Genomic DNA, 16,115 nt, shown 5'->3' with positions numbered 1-16,115 from the left:
GCCCCAAATGTGCCGGTAGAAAAGGCCCTGGAGCCGATCGTCGAACGCGGCCCGAGGCTGCACCAGGCCGGCGAAGCCGGTTACCGCTGAGAGATGAGACGCTGTGGGCGCGGACGGCCCGCTCGGCCCCGCAAGGCGCCGCGATGATCTCGCGGCCGCTCACGCTTTGATGGATAACCATGAGGATAAAAAGAATGCGCTTGATCATTCTCGGTACCGGAGGATGGGCAAACACCCATGCCATGCATTTTTCGGAAATCGCCGGCGTCAAAATTGTTGCTGCCGTCGATACGGACGAGGTCCGGCTGCGGGCCTTCGCGCTCAGGCATGCTATCCCGTTGACGTTCACGTCGCTCGATGACGCCCTTGCCTGGGGTGAGTTTGACGCGGTGACCAATGTCACGCCGGATCGCGCGCATTATTCGACGACGATGAAGTTACTCGGCGCCGGCAAGCATGTGCTCTGCGAGAAGCCGCTGGCGGTCAACTACCGAGAGGCCAAGGAGATGGCCGACGCCGCGGCGGCCTCCGGCAAGGTCACGATGGTAAACCTGACCTATCGCAATGTGGCGCCGCTGCAAGCCGCCCGCAAGATGGTGCTGGACGGGCGTCTCGGCGCGATCCGCCACTTCGAAGCGTCCTATCTTCAGAGCTGGCTGGTTTCGAAGGCCTGGGGCGACTGGACCAAGGAATCGCAATGGCTCTGGCGGCTCTCGACAAAACACGGCTCCAATGGGGTGCTGGGCGATGTCGGTATCCACATTCTCGACTTCGCGGTTTTTGCCGCAGGAAGCGACGTCAAGGCGGCCGCATCGCATCTCAAGGTGTTCGACAAGAGCCCCGGAAACCGGATCGGCGAGTATGATCTCGATGCAAACGATAGTTTCCTGATGATGGCCGAACTCGAAAACGGCGCGGCCGGCGTCATTCATGCGACGCGCTGGGCGACCGGCCATCTCAACGAATTGCGGCTGCGTCTGCACGGAGACAAGGGCGCGCTGGAGGTGTTGCATACGCCTGAAGGTTCGACCCTTAGGGCCTGTGAAGGCGCGGATGCCGACAAGGCGATCTGGCGCACGATCGAGGTCGAACCGGTCATCACGAACTTCCAGCGATTTGCAAACGCCGTGCAAAAGGGGCAGCCGGATGAGCCAGGCTTCGGCCACGCGGCCAAGCTGCAATTCGTCCTCGATCACGCCGTGAAGACGGCGGGCGCTCTGACTGAGCTTTAGACAAAGACGCTTCGGTTCAGGGCGGCTTCTGCAGATTGCTCGGTTCGTCAGATGTGCCGGTTCAACTCGTCCTCGCTCACGCCGAAGTGGTCGAGGATGATGCCGACGTTGCGGCGGTGAGACTTGAAATAGACGTCGAAAATATCGCCGATCAGCGGAACCGTGCCGCAGGCGGCGTCGACGCCGAGATTGACCGCCATGCGGGCGAGCTTGTGGGCGGGAAGGCCGAGCCGCCTTGCCTCGTCGATGATGAAAAGCCCGACCAGCGATCCGGCAATGTCGCCCACCGCCGGGATGAGGCCGAGAACCGAGTCCGCACCGATCCGTACACCGACGACCGGCAATCGGACCGCCGTATCCATCAGACGGGCTATGCCGGCAGCGCGCCGAATTCGTCCGAGCTCGGCAGAGGTGAGGTATGTCGTTTTGCCCGTGTCCATGGCCGTGAAACGCCGCAAAACCGATAAGGTTCGGCGCCGCGCGTGATCGGAGATCCCGCTATCTCTGGTCGGGAAGCACGACCAGTTTGCCGACGAAGTTCTTCGCCATGAAATCGGTCTGGGCGCGGTGGAATTCCGACAGCGGGTAGACGCCGCCGACGAGAGGCCGGATTTTCCGGCTTTCGATATAGCCGACGAGCCGGCGGAAATCGGCGCGGCTTCCCTGGCTCGAACCGTGCAATTCCAGCTGCTTCAGATACATGGTCCTGAGGTCGAGCTGGACGACCGGGCCGGCAATCGCGCCGGCCGTGGTATAGCGGCCTTCGGGGCGCAGGACCTTCAGGAGGTCGTTGAATAACGGCCCGCCGACGAGATCGGCGACGACATCGATCGGCTCGCCGCGGCTGGCGGAATGCACGGCTTCGACCAGATTGCCCTTGCCGCGGGTGACGACCGCTTCGGCGCCGATCTCGAGCATCGCCGCCTCCTTGCCGGGGCCGGCGACAGCGATCGGGATGGCGCCGCGGGCACGCGCCAGCTGGATGATCGCCGAGCCGACGCCGCCGGAGGCGCCGGTGACGAGGACACGCTCGCCGGCGGCAAGCCTTGCCCGCTCCAGCATGCGCTCGCCGGTCAGATAGGCGCAGCAGAAGGTGGCGAGTTCGACGTCGGTCAGATCGGTTGCGACGACATGGGCGTTTTCGGCCGGCAGCGCCATATATTCGGCATAGCCGCCGTCGCGGCCATGGCCCATGTAATCGATGTCGGCGAGGCTGTCGTCGTCGCGATTGTAGATCGAGAAATCGACCATGACACGTTCGCCGATGCGCTTGGGATCGACGCCGGCGCCGACGCCGACGATATGGCCGACCGTATCGGTGCCCTGAATGCGCGGGAAGGTCAGCGTGTTGCCCTGCCTGCGCCAAGTGGAGACGGCGGACGGATCGTCCTCAGTGCCGTAGGCGCCCTGGCGCACCCAGACGTCGGTGTTGTTCATGCCGCAGGCAGTGACGCGGATCAGCACTTCGCCCTCCGCCGGCGTGGGAACGGGTACCTCCCTGTCATAGACGAGCTTGTCCAAGCCGCCGTGGCCGGTCAGCAATACCGCGGCCATCTTTTCCGGGATCGTCATGCGGCTTCTCCTCAGAATGCCTTGAAAACGCTTTCGATCGCGTCCGCTGCCGCCCTGACGACGACGTCCGCCTCTTCGCGTGTCAGGCAGAGCGGTGGCGCGAAGCCGAGAATATCGCCTTGCGGCATGGCGCGGCCAATGACGCCGCGTTCGAGAAGAGCAGCGGCGACCTGCGGGCCGATCTTGCGGGCGGCATCGAAGAAGCGACGGTCGTCTTTATCTTCGACGAATTCGACCGCGGCCATCAGGCCGTCGCCGCGGACGTCACCGACGTTGCGATGGCTGCCCACCGCTTTTGCCAGTTCCGAGCGGAAATAAGCGCCGGTCGCGCCGGCATTTTCGACGATGCCGAGTTCGTCGATCAGCTCCAGGTTGGCGATGCCGGCGGCGGCGCAGATCGGATGGGCGGAATAGGTCCAGCCGTGGCCGATCGCCCCCATCTGATCGGAGCCCTGCACCAGCACCTGCCACATCTTGTCCGAAACGATGCTGCCCGAAAGCGGAGCGTAGGCTGAGGTCAGGCCCTTGGCGATGGTGATCAGATCCGGCTTCATGCCGTAATGATCCGAGCCGAACATCGTGCCGAGACGGCCGAAGCCGGTGACGACTTCGTCGGCGAGGAGCAGAATGTCGTATTTGTCGAGCACCGCCTGGATCTTCTGCCAGTAGCCCTTCGGCGGCGGCACGATACCGCCGGTGCCGAGAATGGGTTCGCCGATGAAGGCGGCGATGGTATCAGGACCTTCGGCGAGGATCATTTCCTCGAGCTTATCGGCGCAATATTGCGAGAACTGCTCCTCGTCCATCGAGCGGTCGGGCCGGCGGAAATAATAGGGCGCTTCGGTGTGCAGGATCGGCGCACGCGGCAGGTCGAAGGCATTGTGGAAGAGCGCCAGGCCGGTGAGGCTGCCGGTCATGACGCCGGAGCCGTGATAACCGCGCCAGCGCGAGATGATCTTCTTCTTGTCTGGCCGGCCGAGGATGTTGTTGTAGTACCAGATGAGCTTGATGTTGGTCTCGTTGGCGTCCGAGCCCGAGAGGCCGAAATAGACGCGGCTCATGCCATCAGGCGCGCGATCGATGATCATCTTCGAAAGCGTAATCGAGGCTTCCGTGCCGTGGCCGACATAGGCATGATAATAGGCGAGATCCTTCGCCTGTTCGGCGATGGCATCGGCAATCTTCTGGCGGCCATAGCCGACATTGACGCAATAAAGCCCGGCAAAGGCATCGAGGCTTTTGCGTCCGCTCGTGTCGGTGATATAGACGCCTTCGCCGCCGGCAACGACGCGGGTCGGCGTCTCGCCGCGCGCATGCATGCCCATATGGGTGGAGGGATGGAAGAAGTGATCGCGGTCCCAGGCGGTGAGTTCGTTGCTTTTCTCGAGCATGTCCTGTCCTCTTCTTGAAATGGGCGGCTTAGTCCATGTCGCCCGGAAGTGTGGTTCCGGGATAACGACATGCATAAAAACAAAGAGCTTTAAGCGGCGGTGTCGATGCAGAGATATTTGAGCTCGGTGAAGGCTTCGAGCCCATGGCGTGAGCCCTCGCGGCCAAGACCGGACTGCTTCCAGCCGCCGAAGGGTATCGGGCCGCCGGTGATCTTGACGCGGTTGACCGCCACCATGCCGTATTCCAGCGCGCGCCCGAGGCGCATCTGCCGCGCGCCGTTTTCCGTGACGATATAGGCGACGAGGCCGTATTCGGTATCGTTGGCGCGGGCGACGACCTCGTCTTCGGTGTCGAAGGTGGTCAGTGCCGCCACAGGCCCAAAAGTCTCCTTGCGCATGATCAGCGCATTCGCCGGCACGTCCGTCAAAAGCGTCGGCTCGTAGAACAGCCGGCCGGCCTTGTGGCGCTTCCCGCCGGTGACGAGCCGGGCGCCGCGCGCCAGCGCGTCGGCGACCTGTTCCTCGACCTTGACGACGGCGCGCTCATGCATCAGCGGCCCGATCTCGGCGCCATCCTCAAGCCCGGCGCCGACCTTCAGCGCGGCGATGCGGGCGGCAAAGGCTTTGGCGAAGTCGTCAGCGATCCGCCGCTGGACGAAGATCCGGTTGGCGGCAAGGCAATCCTGGCCCGATGTGGCAAACTTGGCGTTGACGGCGATCTCGACTGCCTTGGCGATATCGGCGTCGTCGAAGACGATCAGCGGAGCGTGGCCGCCGAGTTCCATCACCAGCCGCTTCAGGGTCGGCGCGCATTGGCTGACAATAAGCTTGCCGATGCTTGTCGACCCGGTAAAGCTCAATGCACGCACCCGGACGTCTTCACAGAGAGCGCCCACAATCGGCGCGGCTTGGCCGGTAACGACATTGAAGACACCTGGGGGAATGCCGGCCCGTTCGCCGAGTTCGGCAAGGGCGAGCGCGGAAAGCGGCGTCTCGGAGGACGGGTGAGCGACGACCGTGCAGCCGGCGGCAAGGGCGGCGGCAGCCTTGCGCGTGACCATGGCCGAGGGAAAATTCCAGGGTGTGACGATACCAACGACGCCGAGCGCCTCGCGCCGGACGATCATTTCCGCGTCCGGCAGATGGCTGGTGACGCTTTCGGCATTCATCCGCTTGCCTTCCTCGGCATACCATTCGAGGAAAGAGGCAGCGTAATCGATCTCGCCGCGCGATTCCGCCAGCGGCTTGCCCTGCTCGAGCGTCATGATCAGCGCCAGATCCTCCTTGGCCGCAAGGATCAGCGCGTGCCACTTCCGCAGGATCGCCGCCCGGTTCTGCGGCAGCATGGCGCGCCAGCCGGCAAAAGCCTCTGACGCGGCATCGATCGCCGCCCCTGTCTCGTCCGTGCCGAGGCTTGCAACCCAAGCCAGCGTCGCCGAGGAGGCCGGATCGGTAACCTCGAAACTTTCCCCGGTTTTGCCGGCGATCCAGCGGCCGCCGACATAGGCGAGATCGCGCAGGAGATGGCGGTCGGAAAGCCGCGACAGCGCATCATGATAGGCGGGGCGAGCAAAAACGGCGGTCATGTCCAGTCTCCTCGTGGCGGTGACGAGGAGTCTTCCACGGGAGCGGGCGAGAGATTGTCTGTTGGCGGAGGCGAAAAGAGAGAGACGGTCTAAAGAACGGTGGCGTGGCAGAGAGATTGTCTATGACGCGCTCTGGTCCTCTCCGGATGCGGCGAAGGAAGAGACCGGAAGCACGGTTTCCTCCTTCACCGTCTTGGTGACGATATAGGTGAAGTAGCGGTCGATGCCGAGTTCGCGGTCGAGAAGCCCGTCGACCAGCCGCTGATAGGCGTCGATATCGGGGGCGATGATCTTTAGGATGTAGTCGACGCCGCCGCCGACCGACCAGCAGGCGACGATTTCCGGGATTGCAGCGATGGCGCGCTCGAAGCGTTCGAAATCCGCCTGGCGATGATTGGCGAGCGTCACCTCCATCATGACGCTGGCGACCGGCGCGATGCGCCGTGGAGCGAGGCGGGCGTGGTAGCCGGTGATCACGCCTGCCTTTTCGAGCTTGCGCAGCCGCATCCAGCACGGGGTCGGCGACAGCCCGGCCTTTTCGGCCAGCGCCAGCTTGGTGATGCGGCCGTCGCGCTGGACGGCGTCGAGAATGCGCAGGTCGATGGCGTCGAGCTTCATGGTGCTTTCTTTAGAAAGAAATCATTTCAAACGCGGCGAAAAGACAATGGGAGCGCATTTTGGCATTGTCAATTGAACTGATTTTCAGCAGTGTTAAAATCATGACAAAGTGGCGCCCCGATCCCTCGCAACTCCGCCGGCCGGCCTACCTTTCGCTCGCCGAGCAGATCGCCAATGCAATCACCGACGGCAAGCTCTCCGACGGGGCGCAATTGCCGCCGCACCGCAAGCTGGCGGATGATCTGCATCTGTCCGTGCAGACGGTCAGCCGCGCCTATGATGAGCTCAGCCGCCGCGGGCTGATCTCGGGCGAGATTGGCCGCGGCAGCTTCGTCCAGACCAGGCCGCGCGAGCCGGAGCCGCCTTATCTGCCGGAGCGGCTGGGCGAGGTGATCGATCTGTCGATCCTGAAGCCGGTCTGCGAACAGATCCATCTGGAAAGGCTGCGCCAGGCCTTCGGCTGGCTTTCGGAAAACCTGCCCTCCAGCTCGGCCCTGTCGTTCCGGCCGAACATGGTGTTCCCGCGCCACCGCACGGTCGCCACCGAATGGTTGGCGCGTTGCGGGCTCGAGGTATCGCCGCTGAATATCAGCGTGACGAATGGCGCGACCTCGGGCATGACGGTGGCGCTCATGAGCGTCGCGCCGCCCGGTTCGACGATTGCGACCGAAGCGGTCAGTCACCATACGCTGGTGCCGCTCTGCGGCTATCTCGGCCTGCACCTCGAGGGGCTGGCGATCGACGAGGAGGGCATGATCCCGCAGGCGCTTGACGAAGCCTGCCGCACGGGGCCGATCCGGGCGATCTTCCTGCAGCCCTCGGTGATCAATCCGATGGCGGCGCTGATGAGCGCCGAGCGCCGCCAGGCACTGGCCGCCGTCGCCGCCAAGCATGACATAGCGATCATCGAAAACGACATTCTCGGGCCGATGGTCGAGGATCGGGCGCCGCCGATGGCGGCGTTCGCGCCGGAGCGGACGCTCTACGTCACCAGCTTCACGAAGATCACCGTGCCCGGCCTCAGGATCGGCTACCTCGTCGCCCCCGACCGCTATGTCGCCGCCGTCGCCAACCGGCATCTCGTTTCCAGCTGGATGGCGACGCCTGCCATGGCCGAGATCGCCAGCCGCTGGGTCAGCGACGGCACAGCGATGGAACTGGTCAACTGGCAGCGCCGCGCCCTTGCGAGCCGCCACGCGATCGCGGCGGAGATGCTGGCCGGGCTGCCTTACCGGGCGCATCCGCAAAGCCTGCACGTCTGGCTGCCGCTCGCCGGCCACCATGCGGAGGACGGGTTTGTCTCGCAGGCCAGGCTGCGCGGGGTGGCGATCGCGCCCGGCAAATCGTTCCGCACCGCCGATCAGGGCTCGACGCCGGCCGTGCGTATCTCGCTCGGTTCGACGACGGAAAGCGAATTGCGGACCGGCCTTGGGATCGTCGCCGCGTTGGCGCAGGGAAATCCGGAAGAGCTGCTGCTGGCGATTTGATGCCACTGCACTCCACTTGGGCATTCGCAGAATAATTGTCATGATATTATTTTGCGAATTGACATGATTTCGATGGGCCGTCATCGTTAGGGCATTGCTTGTCTCAACAGGGAGAGACATGAATGCCTCAGCCCATCATCCGCATCGATAACATCGTCAAGAGATACGGCCCGCTGACCGTGCTCGATGGGCTGTCGATGAATGTCATGCCGGGTGAGAAGCTGGCGCTGATCGGGCCGTCCGGCTCCGGCAAGACGACGATCCTGCGCATCCTGATGACGCTGGAGACGATCAGCGGCGGCCATATCGAGGTCGACGGCGAACAGCTCTACCATATGTCTCGCGGCAGCAGTCTGGTGCCGGCCGATGAGCGGCATCTGCATCGCATGCGCGAGAAGATCGGCATGGTCTTCCAGCACTTCAATCTCTTTCCGCATAAATGCGTCCTCGACAATGTGACGCTGGCGCCGATGCTGACCAAGGGCATCAAGCGGCCGCAGGCCGAGAAGCGGGCGATGGAGCTTCTCGATATGGTCGGCCTGGCCGACAAGGCAAAAAGCGTCCCGGCGCAGCTTTCCGGCGGGCAGAAGCAGCGCGTCGCCATCGCCCGGGCGCTGGCGCTGTCGCCGAAAATCATGCTGTTCGATGAGGTAACCTCGGCGCTCGATCCGGAACTGGTCGAGGAGGTGCTGAACGTCATGCGGCGGCTGGCGTCGGAGACAGACATGACCATGCTTCTCGTCACCCATGAAATGGGTTTCGCCCATGATTTTGCCGACCGCGTGCTGTTCTTCGATCGCGGCAAGATCGTCGAGGAAGGCAAGCCGGGCGACATCTTCCGCAATCCGACGCAGGAGAGGACACAGACCTTCCTGCGCAAGATCATAGCGGCGGGGCACCGCGTCTGACCTCAGACATTGCCCGCAAAGAACAAACTCAAAGGAAAGCCAGAGGAGTTGGGAACGATGAAAGCAGGATATGTTTTGAGCGCCGTCAGCCTGTCGGTGCTTCTGGTTACGGCGGCCGGCCCGGCATCCGCCGCCGATGACAAACTCGAACAGCTGAAGGAGCAGGGCTTTGCCCGCATCGCCATCGCCAACGAGCCGCCGTTCACCGCCGTCGGCGCCGACGGCAAGGTGTCGGGCGCCGCCCCCGATGTGGCGCGCGTGATCTTCGAAAAGCTCGGCGTCAAGGAAGTGGTCGCCTCGATCTCGGAATATGGCGCGATGATCCCCGGCCTTCAGGCCGGCCGCCACGACGCGATCACCGCCGGCCTGTTCATGAAGCCGGAGCGTTGCAATGCCGTCGCCTATTCCGAACCGATCCTCTGCGACGCCGAGGCCTTTGCCCTGAAGAAGGGCAACCCGCTGAAGCTGACGAGCTACAAGGATATCGCCGACAATCCGGACGCCAAGATCGGCGCGCCAGGCGGCGGCACCGAGGAGAAGCTGGCGCTCGAAGCCGGCGTGCCGCGCGACCGTGTCATCGTCGTGCCGGATGGCCAGAGCGGCATCAAGATGCTGCAGGACGGCCGCATCGACGTCTATTCGCTGCCGGTTCTGTCGATCCACGACCTGATGGCCAAGGCTAAAGATCCCAATCTCGAAACCGTCGCTCCCGTCGTCAATGCACCGGTCTATTGCGACGGCGCCGCCTTCCGCAAGCAGGACGTCGCACTGCGCGACGCCTTCGACGTCGAGTTGAAGAAGCTGAAGGAATCGGGCGAATTCGCCAAGATCATCGAGCCCTACGGCTTCTCGGCCAAGGCGGCGATGTCGACGAGCCGCGACAAGCTCTGCGCCGCGGCGAAGTAATCCAGGCGGAGAGCCGGCCGTGCCTTGGGCATGGCCGGCCTATCCCCGAACGATCTCCAGAGAAGCGAGTTGCCGATGTCGGTATGGTCCGGCTATCTGACACTGATCCTCGAGGGCGCCCTGGTGACGCTCCAGCTGACGGTCATGGGTTCTGCGCTGGCGCTTGTGATGGCCTTCCTGGCGGGGCTCGGCCGCCTGTCGCGCTTCTTCGCCGTTCGGGCTCTGGCGACGGCCTATATCGAGTTCTTCCGCGGCACTTCGATCTTCGTGCAGCTCTTCTGGGTCTATTTCGTGCTGCCTTTTGCCGGCCTGACGCTGACGCCGCTGCAGGCGGGTGTGCTGGCGCTCGGGCTCAATGTCGGCGCCTATGCGGCCGAAGTGGTGCGCGGCGCCGTCAAGGCCGTCGGACGCGAACAGTCGGAAGCCTGTGTTGCGCTCAACCTGTCGCGCTATCAGCGCATGCGCCACGTCATCCTGCCGCAGGCGCTGCCGTTGATGCTGCCGACCTTCTGCAACAATGCGATCGAGCTCCTGAAGGGCACGGCCGTCGTATCGCTGATCTCGCTGACGGACATGACCTTCCAGGCCCAGGTGGTGAGGGCGCAGACCGGCAATACGCTGGTGCCTTTTGCGACGATCCTCATTCTCTATTTCCTCATGGCCCTGGCGATTTCGGCGGCGATGCGCTGGCTGGAGCGGCGCATGGCCCGCAGCCTCGACGGCATAAGGACCTGATCGGATGGAATGGGATTGGGACTTCGTCTGGCAGATCATGCCGACCCTTCTCGAAGGGTTCAAGATCACGCTTCTTGCGACCATCCTCGGTGCTGCCGTCGCCATGGTCGTCGGGCTCGGCCTCGCCATCGCGCGGCGATCGCCGGTCGCCGCTATTTCCAGAACGGTCGGCTTCGTCTCGGAATTCATCCGCGGCACGCCGCTGCTGGTGCAGCTCTATTTCATCTTTTACGTGCTGCCGGATATCGGCATCCGGCTGGCGCCGCTCACCGCCGGCGTCATCGGTATGGGCATTCACTATGCGACCTATACCGCCGAGGTCTATCGCGCCGGCATCGAGAATGTGCCGCGCGGACAATGGGAGGCGGCCAAGGCCGCCAATCTGACGACGCGTCAGGCCTGGATCCATGTGATCCTGCCGCAGGCAATCCCGCCGATGATCCCGGCGCTCGCCAATTATTTCATCGCCATGTTCAAGGAGACGCCGCTGCTTTCGGCGATCACCGTGCTCGAACTGATGAATCAGGCAAAGAGCATCGCCAACAGCAACTACCGCTACATCGAGCCGATGACGCTGGTCGGCATCTTCTTCCTCGTCATCAGCCTGATCTCGGTCGTGGGCTTGCGTTGGCTCGAGGAACGCTACGCCAGGAGGGAGGACTGATATGACCACAGCAATCGAGATCATTCCCGCCGGCCGGCCGCCGCGACTGGATGACCGGCCGCTCGAAAAGCGCATCGGCCTGATCATCCTGGCGACGGACCATACGACGGAAGTCGATTTCCGCCGCATGGTCGCCAGCGACCGCATCGGCGTCTATGTCAGCCGCATCCGCTACGCCAATCCGGTCACGCCGGAAAATCTCCTGAAGATGCAGCCGTCGCTGACGGAAGGTGCTGCGCTGATCCTGCCGGATGAGACGCTCGATGCCGTCATGTATTCCTGCACCTCCGCCTCGGTCGTCATCGGCGACCGCAACATCGAAGCGGCCATTCACGCCTCCAAACCCGGCACTCCCGTGGTGACGCCGACGGCGGCAGCCGTGGCGGGTCTGAAGGCGCTCGGCGCCAGACGGATTTCAGTGCTGACGCCCTATACGATCGAGACCAGCCGGCCGATGGCGGATTATTTTGCGGATCTCGGTTTCGACATCGACCGCTTCACCTGTCTCGGCCTGAGCGACGACCGCGAGATGGCGCGGATCGCGCCGGATGACATCGCATCCCTAGCGCGGCAGGCGCTGGCGCCGCAGTCCGATGCGCTGTTCATCGCCTGCACAGCCGTGCGCGCAGCCGAGGTCGCCGCCCGCATCGAAGCGGCGACCGGCAAGCCGGTGGTCACCAGCAATCTCGCTACCGCCTGGGCCTGCCTGAGGCTTTGCGGCGATGATCGGGCGCGGCCCGAACTTGGTCAATTGATGACCAAGCCCTACGGGGAAGGCTGAGATCATGGTGAGCACCTTGCCCGTTTCACTGGAGGATATTCGCGTGGCGGCGCGGCGGATCGCCGGCCGGGTTCTCGAAACACCGATGGCACAATCCGCAGCGCTTGGCGACATTGCCGGTGTTCCCGTCTGGCTGAAGCTCGAACATCGTCAGACGACCGGCAGCTTCAAGCTGCGCGGGGCGACCAATGCGGTGCTCGCCCTGTCGCCGGCAGAACGTGCGCGCGGCGTGGTCGCCGCCTCGACCGGAAATCACGGCCGGGCGCTTGCCTATGCGGCGAAGGCTGAAGGTGCCGTCGCGACGATCTGCATGTCGCGGCTGGTGCCGGAGAACAAGATCTCGGAGATCCGCCGCCTCGGCGCCGAGATCCGCATCGTCGGGCAATCGCAGGACGAGGCGCAGCAGGAGGTCGACCGGCTGGTCGGCGAGGAAGGGCTGGTGATGGTGCCGCCCTTCGACCATCCGGCCGTGGTGGCCGGACAGGGGACGCTCGGGCTTGAGATCATCGACGCCCTGCCGCAGGCATCAACGGTTCTGGTGCCGCTCTCGGGCGGTGGCCTGGCGGCAGGCGCTGCGGCCGCGATCAAGGGCATCAATCCGAAGGTGAAGGTGATCGGCCTGACGATGGAGCGGGGCGCGGCGATGAAGGCGAGTCTCGATGCCGGCCGGCCGGTGCAGGTCGAGGAGCTACCAAGCCTTGCCGACTCGCTCGGCGGCGGCATCGGCCTCGACAATCGCGTGACCTTCGCCATGTGCAGCGCTCTTCTCGACGACGTCATCCTGCTGACGGAGGCGGAAATCGCTGCCGGCATGCGCCACGCTTATACCGCCGAACGCGAGATTCTGGAGGGTGCGGGTGCAGTCGGCATCGCCGCCCTGCTTGCAGAAAAGATCCGCTCCGGCGGACCTGTCGTTGCGATCCTGTCCGGACGGAATGTCGACATGGAACAGCACCGCCGGGTGATCAACGGCCAGATGGTGACGTTCGGGGAGGATGGCCGATGAGCCGGATGATCATTCTGACGGAAGCGCAATTGCGAGAGATCGTCGGGCTCGACCGCGATGCCGTCGCCTGTATCGAAGAGGCTTTCGCAGCGCTTGCAACCAAGGCGGTCGCCATGCCGCCGATTCTGCGGCTCGACATTCCGGACTATCGCGGCGAGGTCGATGTGAAGACTGCCTATGTCCCCGGCATCGAAGGTTTCGCGATCAAGATCAGCCCCGGTTTCTTCGACAATCCGAAGATCGGCCTGCCGAGCACCAACGGCATGATGGTGCTGCTGTCGAGCCGGACCGGGTTGGTACAGGCGCTGCTCTTGGACAATGGGTATCTCACCGACATACGCACGGCGGCGGCCGGCGCGGTCGCGGCCAAACATCTGTCACGTGAAAATGCGTCCGTGGCCGCCGTCTTCGGGGCGGGCATGCAGGCGCGGCTGCAGCTTGAAGCCTTGACGCTGGTGCGTCCGATCCGCGACGCCAGGATATGGGCGCGTGATGCCGCAAAAGCCGAGGGCGCCGCGGCGGAACTGGCCGCAAGGCTTGGCTTTCCCGTCACCGCGATAAGGGATCCGAGAGAAGCAATCTCCGGCGCCGATCTCGTCGTGACCACCACACCCTCCGAGACGCCGATCATCGAGGCCGGGTGGCTGGAACCCGGGCAGCATCTGACGGCCATCGGCTCGGATGCGGAGCACAAGAACGAGATCGCCCCCGCCGTCATCGCCGGTGCCGGCCTCTATGTCGCCGACAGCCTGAAGCAGACGCGGCGTCTCGGCGAGCTGCATCACGCCATCGACGCTGGGCTGATCACAGCCGATGCAGTCTTCGCCGAGCTTGGCCAGATCATCGCCGGCAGGGTGCAGGGACGGACGAGCGACGACCAGATCACCATCGCCGACCTCACCGGGACCGGCATCCAGGACACCGCCATCGCCACCCTCGCCTTCGCCTGCGCCGGCGCGGCGAATGTAGGCACCCCATTCGAAAGCTGATCGACGGAAAAGAAGGGAATAAACATGACCCAGCCCAATCTCAAATTCTCGCTCGGCGAATATGCCGCGCGGCTGGAAAAGACACGGCGCGCCATGGAGGCGAAGGGCATCGACCTGCTTATTGTCAGCGACCCCTCGAACATGGCTTGGCTGACCGGCTATGACGGCTGGTCCTTCTACGTGCACCAGGCAGTGATCGTGCCGCCGCAGGGCGAACCGATCTGGTTCGGCCGCGGCCAGGATGCCAACGGCGCCAAGTTCACCGCCTATCTGCAGCACGACAACATCGTCGGCTATCCCGATCATTACGTGCAGTCGACCGAGCGCCATCCGATGGATTACCTTGCCGGCATCCTGACGGAACGCGGCTTCGGCAAGCTGACGATCGGCGTCGAAATGGACAATTACTGGTTCTCGGCGGCCGCCTTCGCGGCGCTGCAGAAGCACCTGCCGAACGCTCGCTTCGTCGACGCGACCGCGCTGGTCAACTGGCAGCGCGCGGTCAAGAGCGAGACCGAAATCAAATATATGCGCAACGCCGCCCGGATCGTCGAGGCGATGCATGCCCGCATCTTCGACAGGATCGAGGTCGGCATGCGCAAATGCGATCTGGTGGCGGAAATCTATGATGCCGGCACCCGCGGCGTCGACGGCATCGGCGGCGATTATCCGGCGATCGTGCCGCTGCTGCCATCCGGGATCGAAGCATCCGCGCCGCATCTGACCTGGGACGACCGGCCGCTGAAGAAGGGCGAGGGGACCTTCTTCGAAATCGCCGGTTGCTACAACCGTTATCATCTGCCGCTGTCGCGCACGGTCTTCCTCGGCAAGCCGACCCAGGCTTTTCTCGATGCCGAGAAAGCGACACTCGAAGGCATGGAGGCCGGTCTTGCCGTCGCCAAGCCCGGCAATAGCTGCGAGGACATCGCCAACGCCTTCTTCGCGGTCCTGAAGAAATACGGCATCGTCAAGGACAACCGCACCGGCTACCCAATCGGCCTGTCCTATCCGCCGGACTGGGGCGAGCGCACCATGAGCCTGCGGCCAGGCGACCGGACGGAGCTGAAGCCCGGTATGACTTTCCATTTCATGACCGGCCTCTGGCTCGACGACATGGGTTTCGAGACGACCGAAAGCATTCTCATCACCGACAGCGGCGTCGAATGTTTCGCCGACGTGCCGCGCAGGCTGATGGTCAAGGATTGAGGCTGTCATGAACGAGATTGGCTTACGGCCGTCGCCGATCAGCGCGACGGTGGATTTCGCCGCCGAGGGTGTGCAGCACGGCTTCCTCAGGCTGCCTTACAGCCGCGACGATTCCGCCTGGGGGTCGGTGATGATCCCGATTATGGTCATCCGGAACGGCAAGGGACCGACAGCGCTGCTGACCGGCGGCAATCACGGCGATGAATATGAAGGACCGATCGCGCTCTTCGATCTTGCCCGCAGCCTGAAGGCCGAGGAGGTGAGCGGCGCTGTCATCATCGTGCCGGCGATGAATTATCCGGCGTTTCAGGCGGGAACCCGAACCTCGCCGATCGACCGGGGCAACATGAACCGCAGCTTTCCGGGTCGGCCGGACGGCACGGTGACGGAGAAGATCGCCGATTACTTTCAGCGTGTGCTTCTGCCGATGGCGGATCTCGTGCTCGACTTTCATTCCGGCGGCAAGACGCTCGACTTTCTGCCGTTCTGCGCAGCCCATATCCTGCCGAACAAACAACAGGAGGCGAAGGCTTTCGATTTCGTCACGGCCTTTGCCGCGCCCTATTCGATGAAGATGCTGGAGATCGATGCGGTCGGCATGTACGACACTGCCGCCGAGGAGATGGGCAAGGTCTTCGTCACCACGGAACTCGGCGGCGGCGGCACTGCCACGGCCAAGAGTGCGGCGATCGCCAAGCGCGGCACCATGAATGTGCTGCGCCATGCCGGGATCGTCGCTGGCGCTGTCGATGCCGGTCCGACGATCTGGCTCGACATGCCGGACGGCCGCTGTTTCTCCTTCGCGGAGGAGGGCGGATTGGTCGAACCGGTCATCGATCTCGGCGAAGCTGTCACGGAGCACGCCGTCATCGCCCGCATCTATCCGACCGGAAGGACGGGGGTGGTCCCCCGCGAAATCCGCGCCGGCATGGACGGCATTCTCTGCGCCCGGCATTTCCCGGGCCTGGTCAAATCAGGCGATTGTGTTGCCGTCGTCGCAACCGTCGACAAGTGAGGTGAAAGGAGCTTGGCCG

At 63.9% G+C, this 16,115-nt stretch carries 16 protein-coding genes and 1 pseudogene; 12 read left to right on the top strand and 5 right to left on the bottom strand.

The features are described 5' to 3' along the window. Both AF337_RS42710 and AF337_RS29220 read left to right on the top strand, forming a co-directional pair. Nucleotides 1–90: pseudogene (locus AF337_RS42710) on the top strand (ThuA domain-containing protein); the annotation flags it as partial. Nucleotides 91–194: 104 nt separating this feature from the next. Further along, nucleotides 195–1,232, top strand: coding sequence for a Gfo/Idh/MocA family protein (locus AF337_RS29220; protein WP_049734916.1), 1,038 nt, complete (start codon nt 195–197; stop codon nt 1,230–1,232). A 47-nt stretch (nt 1,233–1,279) separates the two neighbouring features. Here AF337_RS29220 and AF337_RS29215 read toward each other — a convergent pair whose 3' ends face one another. The 5 genes from AF337_RS29215 to AF337_RS29195 form a co-directional block, all read right to left on the bottom strand. Then, a complete protein-coding gene (locus AF337_RS29215) occupies nt 1,280–1,672 on the bottom strand; it encodes a DUF4112 domain-containing protein (RefSeq protein WP_049734915.1) in 393 nt (130 codons plus the stop codon). Between the two features lie 58 nt (nt 1,673–1,730). After that, on the bottom strand, nt 1,731–2,804 hold the full coding sequence (locus AF337_RS29210; RefSeq protein ID WP_049734914.1) for an alcohol dehydrogenase family protein: 1,074 nt from the start codon (nt 2,802–2,804) through the stop codon (nt 1,731–1,733). A gap of 11 nt (nt 2,805–2,815) precedes the next feature. Further along, nucleotides 2,816–4,195, bottom strand: coding sequence for an aspartate aminotransferase family protein (locus AF337_RS29205; protein ID WP_049734913.1), 1,380 nt, complete (start codon nt 4,193–4,195; stop codon nt 2,816–2,818). Between the two features lie 89 nt (nt 4,196–4,284). Next, nucleotides 4,285–5,781 carry an NAD-dependent succinate-semialdehyde dehydrogenase gene (locus tag AF337_RS29200; RefSeq protein WP_049734912.1) on the bottom strand — a complete coding sequence of 499 codons (1,497 nt, stop codon included), beginning with the start codon at nt 5,779–5,781 and terminating at the stop codon, nt 4,285–4,287. Between the two features lie 120 nt (nt 5,782–5,901). Then, a complete protein-coding gene (locus tag AF337_RS29195; protein WP_049734911.1) occupies nt 5,902–6,399 on the bottom strand; it encodes an Lrp/AsnC family transcriptional regulator in 498 nt (165 codons plus the stop codon). Between the two features lie 101 nt (nt 6,400–6,500). Here AF337_RS29195 and ehuR point away from each other — a divergent pair, with 101 nt between their 5' ends. The 10 genes from ehuR (at nt 6,501) to doeB (ending at nt 16,096) form a co-directional block, all read left to right on the top strand. Next, nucleotides 6,501–7,886, top strand: a complete 1,386-nt coding sequence (ehuR, locus tag AF337_RS29190; RefSeq protein WP_049734910.1) for a MocR-like ectoine utilization transcription factor EhuR — start codon at nt 6,501–6,503, stop codon at nt 7,884–7,886. 122 nt (nt 7,887–8,008) lie between these two features. Beyond that, complete coding sequence (gene ehuA, locus AF337_RS29185) at nt 8,009–8,794, top strand: ectoine/hydroxyectoine ABC transporter ATP-binding protein EhuA (protein WP_049734909.1); 786 nt, start codon at nt 8,009–8,011, stop codon at nt 8,792–8,794. Nucleotides 8,795–8,851: 57 nt separating this feature from the next. Next, a complete protein-coding gene (gene ehuB / locus AF337_RS29180) occupies nt 8,852–9,700 on the top strand; it encodes an ectoine/hydroxyectoine ABC transporter substrate-binding protein EhuB (protein ID WP_049734908.1) in 849 nt (282 codons plus the stop codon). A gap of 75 nt (nt 9,701–9,775) precedes the next feature. After that, nucleotides 9,776–10,435 (top strand): ectoine/hydroxyectoine ABC transporter permease subunit EhuC, encoded by a 660-nt coding sequence (gene ehuC / locus AF337_RS29175; protein WP_049734918.1) that lies wholly within the window; start codon nt 9,776–9,778, stop codon nt 10,433–10,435. 4 nt (nt 10,436–10,439) lie between these two features. Continuing rightward, nucleotides 10,440–11,099: an ectoine/hydroxyectoine ABC transporter permease subunit EhuD gene (ehuD, locus tag AF337_RS29170; RefSeq protein WP_049734907.1), complete on the top strand. Its 660-nt coding sequence runs from the start codon at nt 10,440–10,442 to the stop codon at nt 11,097–11,099. Nucleotide 11,100: 1 nt separating this feature from the next. After that, nucleotides 11,101–11,880 carry an ectoine utilization protein EutA gene (eutA, locus tag AF337_RS29165; RefSeq protein ID WP_049734906.1) on the top strand — a complete coding sequence of 260 codons (780 nt, stop codon included), beginning with the start codon at nt 11,101–11,103 and terminating at the stop codon, nt 11,878–11,880. 4 nt (nt 11,881–11,884) lie between these two features. Next, nucleotides 11,885–12,886, top strand: coding sequence for a hydroxyectoine utilization dehydratase EutB (gene eutB / locus AF337_RS29160; RefSeq protein WP_049734905.1), 1,002 nt, complete (start codon nt 11,885–11,887; stop codon nt 12,884–12,886). Then, a complete protein-coding gene (gene eutC, locus AF337_RS29155; protein ID WP_049734904.1) occupies nt 12,883–13,875 on the top strand; it encodes an ectoine utilization protein EutC in 993 nt (330 codons plus the stop codon). The genes eutB and eutC overlap by 4 nt, the downstream gene beginning before the upstream one ends. A gap of 24 nt (nt 13,876–13,899) precedes the next feature. Continuing rightward, nucleotides 13,900–15,081, top strand: coding sequence for an ectoine hydrolase DoeA (gene doeA, locus AF337_RS29150; RefSeq protein ID WP_049734903.1), 1,182 nt, complete (start codon nt 13,900–13,902; stop codon nt 15,079–15,081). A gap of 7 nt (nt 15,082–15,088) precedes the next feature. Further along, nucleotides 15,089–16,096, top strand: a complete 1,008-nt coding sequence (gene doeB / locus AF337_RS29145; RefSeq protein ID WP_049734902.1) for a N(2)-acetyl-L-2,4-diaminobutanoate deacetylase DoeB — start codon at nt 15,089–15,091, stop codon at nt 16,094–16,096. The last annotated feature ends 19 nt before the right edge of the window (nt 16,097–16,115 follow it).

Origin of the sequence: Rhizobium ecuadorense (assembly GCF_001187535.1) — a bacterium.
Lineage (GTDB): Bacteria > Pseudomonadota > Alphaproteobacteria > Rhizobiales > Rhizobiaceae > Rhizobium > Rhizobium ecuadorense.
Note: the sequence above shows the minus strand (reverse complement) of the source record. Positions and strands in the feature narration are given on the sequence as shown.

Bases quoted from the DNA above. Each gene is read 5' to 3' on its own strand.
- AF337_RS29220 (WP_049734916.1), top strand. From the start codon at position 195: ATGCGCTTGATCATTCTCGGTACCGGAGGATGGGCAAACACCCATGCC.
- AF337_RS29215 (WP_049734915.1), bottom strand. From the start codon at position 1,672: ATGGACACGGGCAAAACGACATACCTCACCTCTGCCGAGCTCGGACGA.
- AF337_RS29210 (WP_049734914.1), bottom strand. From the start codon at position 2,804: ATGACGATCCCGGAAAAGATGGCCGCGGTATTGCTGACCGGCCACGGC.
- AF337_RS29205 (WP_049734913.1), bottom strand. From the start codon at position 4,195: ATGCTCGAGAAAAGCAACGAACTCACCGCCTGGGACCGCGATCACTTC.
- AF337_RS29200 (WP_049734912.1), bottom strand. From the start codon at position 5,781: ATGACCGCCGTTTTTGCTCGCCCCGCCTATCATGATGCGCTGTCGCGG.
- AF337_RS29195 (WP_049734911.1), bottom strand. From the start codon at position 6,399: ATGAAGCTCGACGCCATCGACCTGCGCATTCTCGACGCCGTCCAGCGC.
- ehuR (WP_049734910.1), top strand. From the start codon at position 6,501: ATGACAAAGTGGCGCCCCGATCCCTCGCAACTCCGCCGGCCGGCCTAC.
- ehuA (WP_049734909.1), top strand. From the start codon at position 8,009: ATGCCTCAGCCCATCATCCGCATCGATAACATCGTCAAGAGATACGGC.
- ehuB (WP_049734908.1), top strand. From the start codon at position 8,852: ATGAAAGCAGGATATGTTTTGAGCGCCGTCAGCCTGTCGGTGCTTCTG.
- ehuC (WP_049734918.1), top strand. From the start codon at position 9,776: ATGTCGGTATGGTCCGGCTATCTGACACTGATCCTCGAGGGCGCCCTG.
- ehuD (WP_049734907.1), top strand. From the start codon at position 10,440: ATGGAATGGGATTGGGACTTCGTCTGGCAGATCATGCCGACCCTTCTC.
- eutA (WP_049734906.1), top strand. From the start codon at position 11,101: ATGACCACAGCAATCGAGATCATTCCCGCCGGCCGGCCGCCGCGACTG.
- eutB (WP_049734905.1), top strand. From the start codon at position 11,885: ATGGTGAGCACCTTGCCCGTTTCACTGGAGGATATTCGCGTGGCGGCG.
- eutC (WP_049734904.1), top strand. From the start codon at position 12,883: ATGAGCCGGATGATCATTCTGACGGAAGCGCAATTGCGAGAGATCGTC.
- doeA (WP_049734903.1), top strand. From the start codon at position 13,900: ATGACCCAGCCCAATCTCAAATTCTCGCTCGGCGAATATGCCGCGCGG.
- doeB (WP_049734902.1), top strand. From the start codon at position 15,089: ATGAACGAGATTGGCTTACGGCCGTCGCCGATCAGCGCGACGGTGGAT.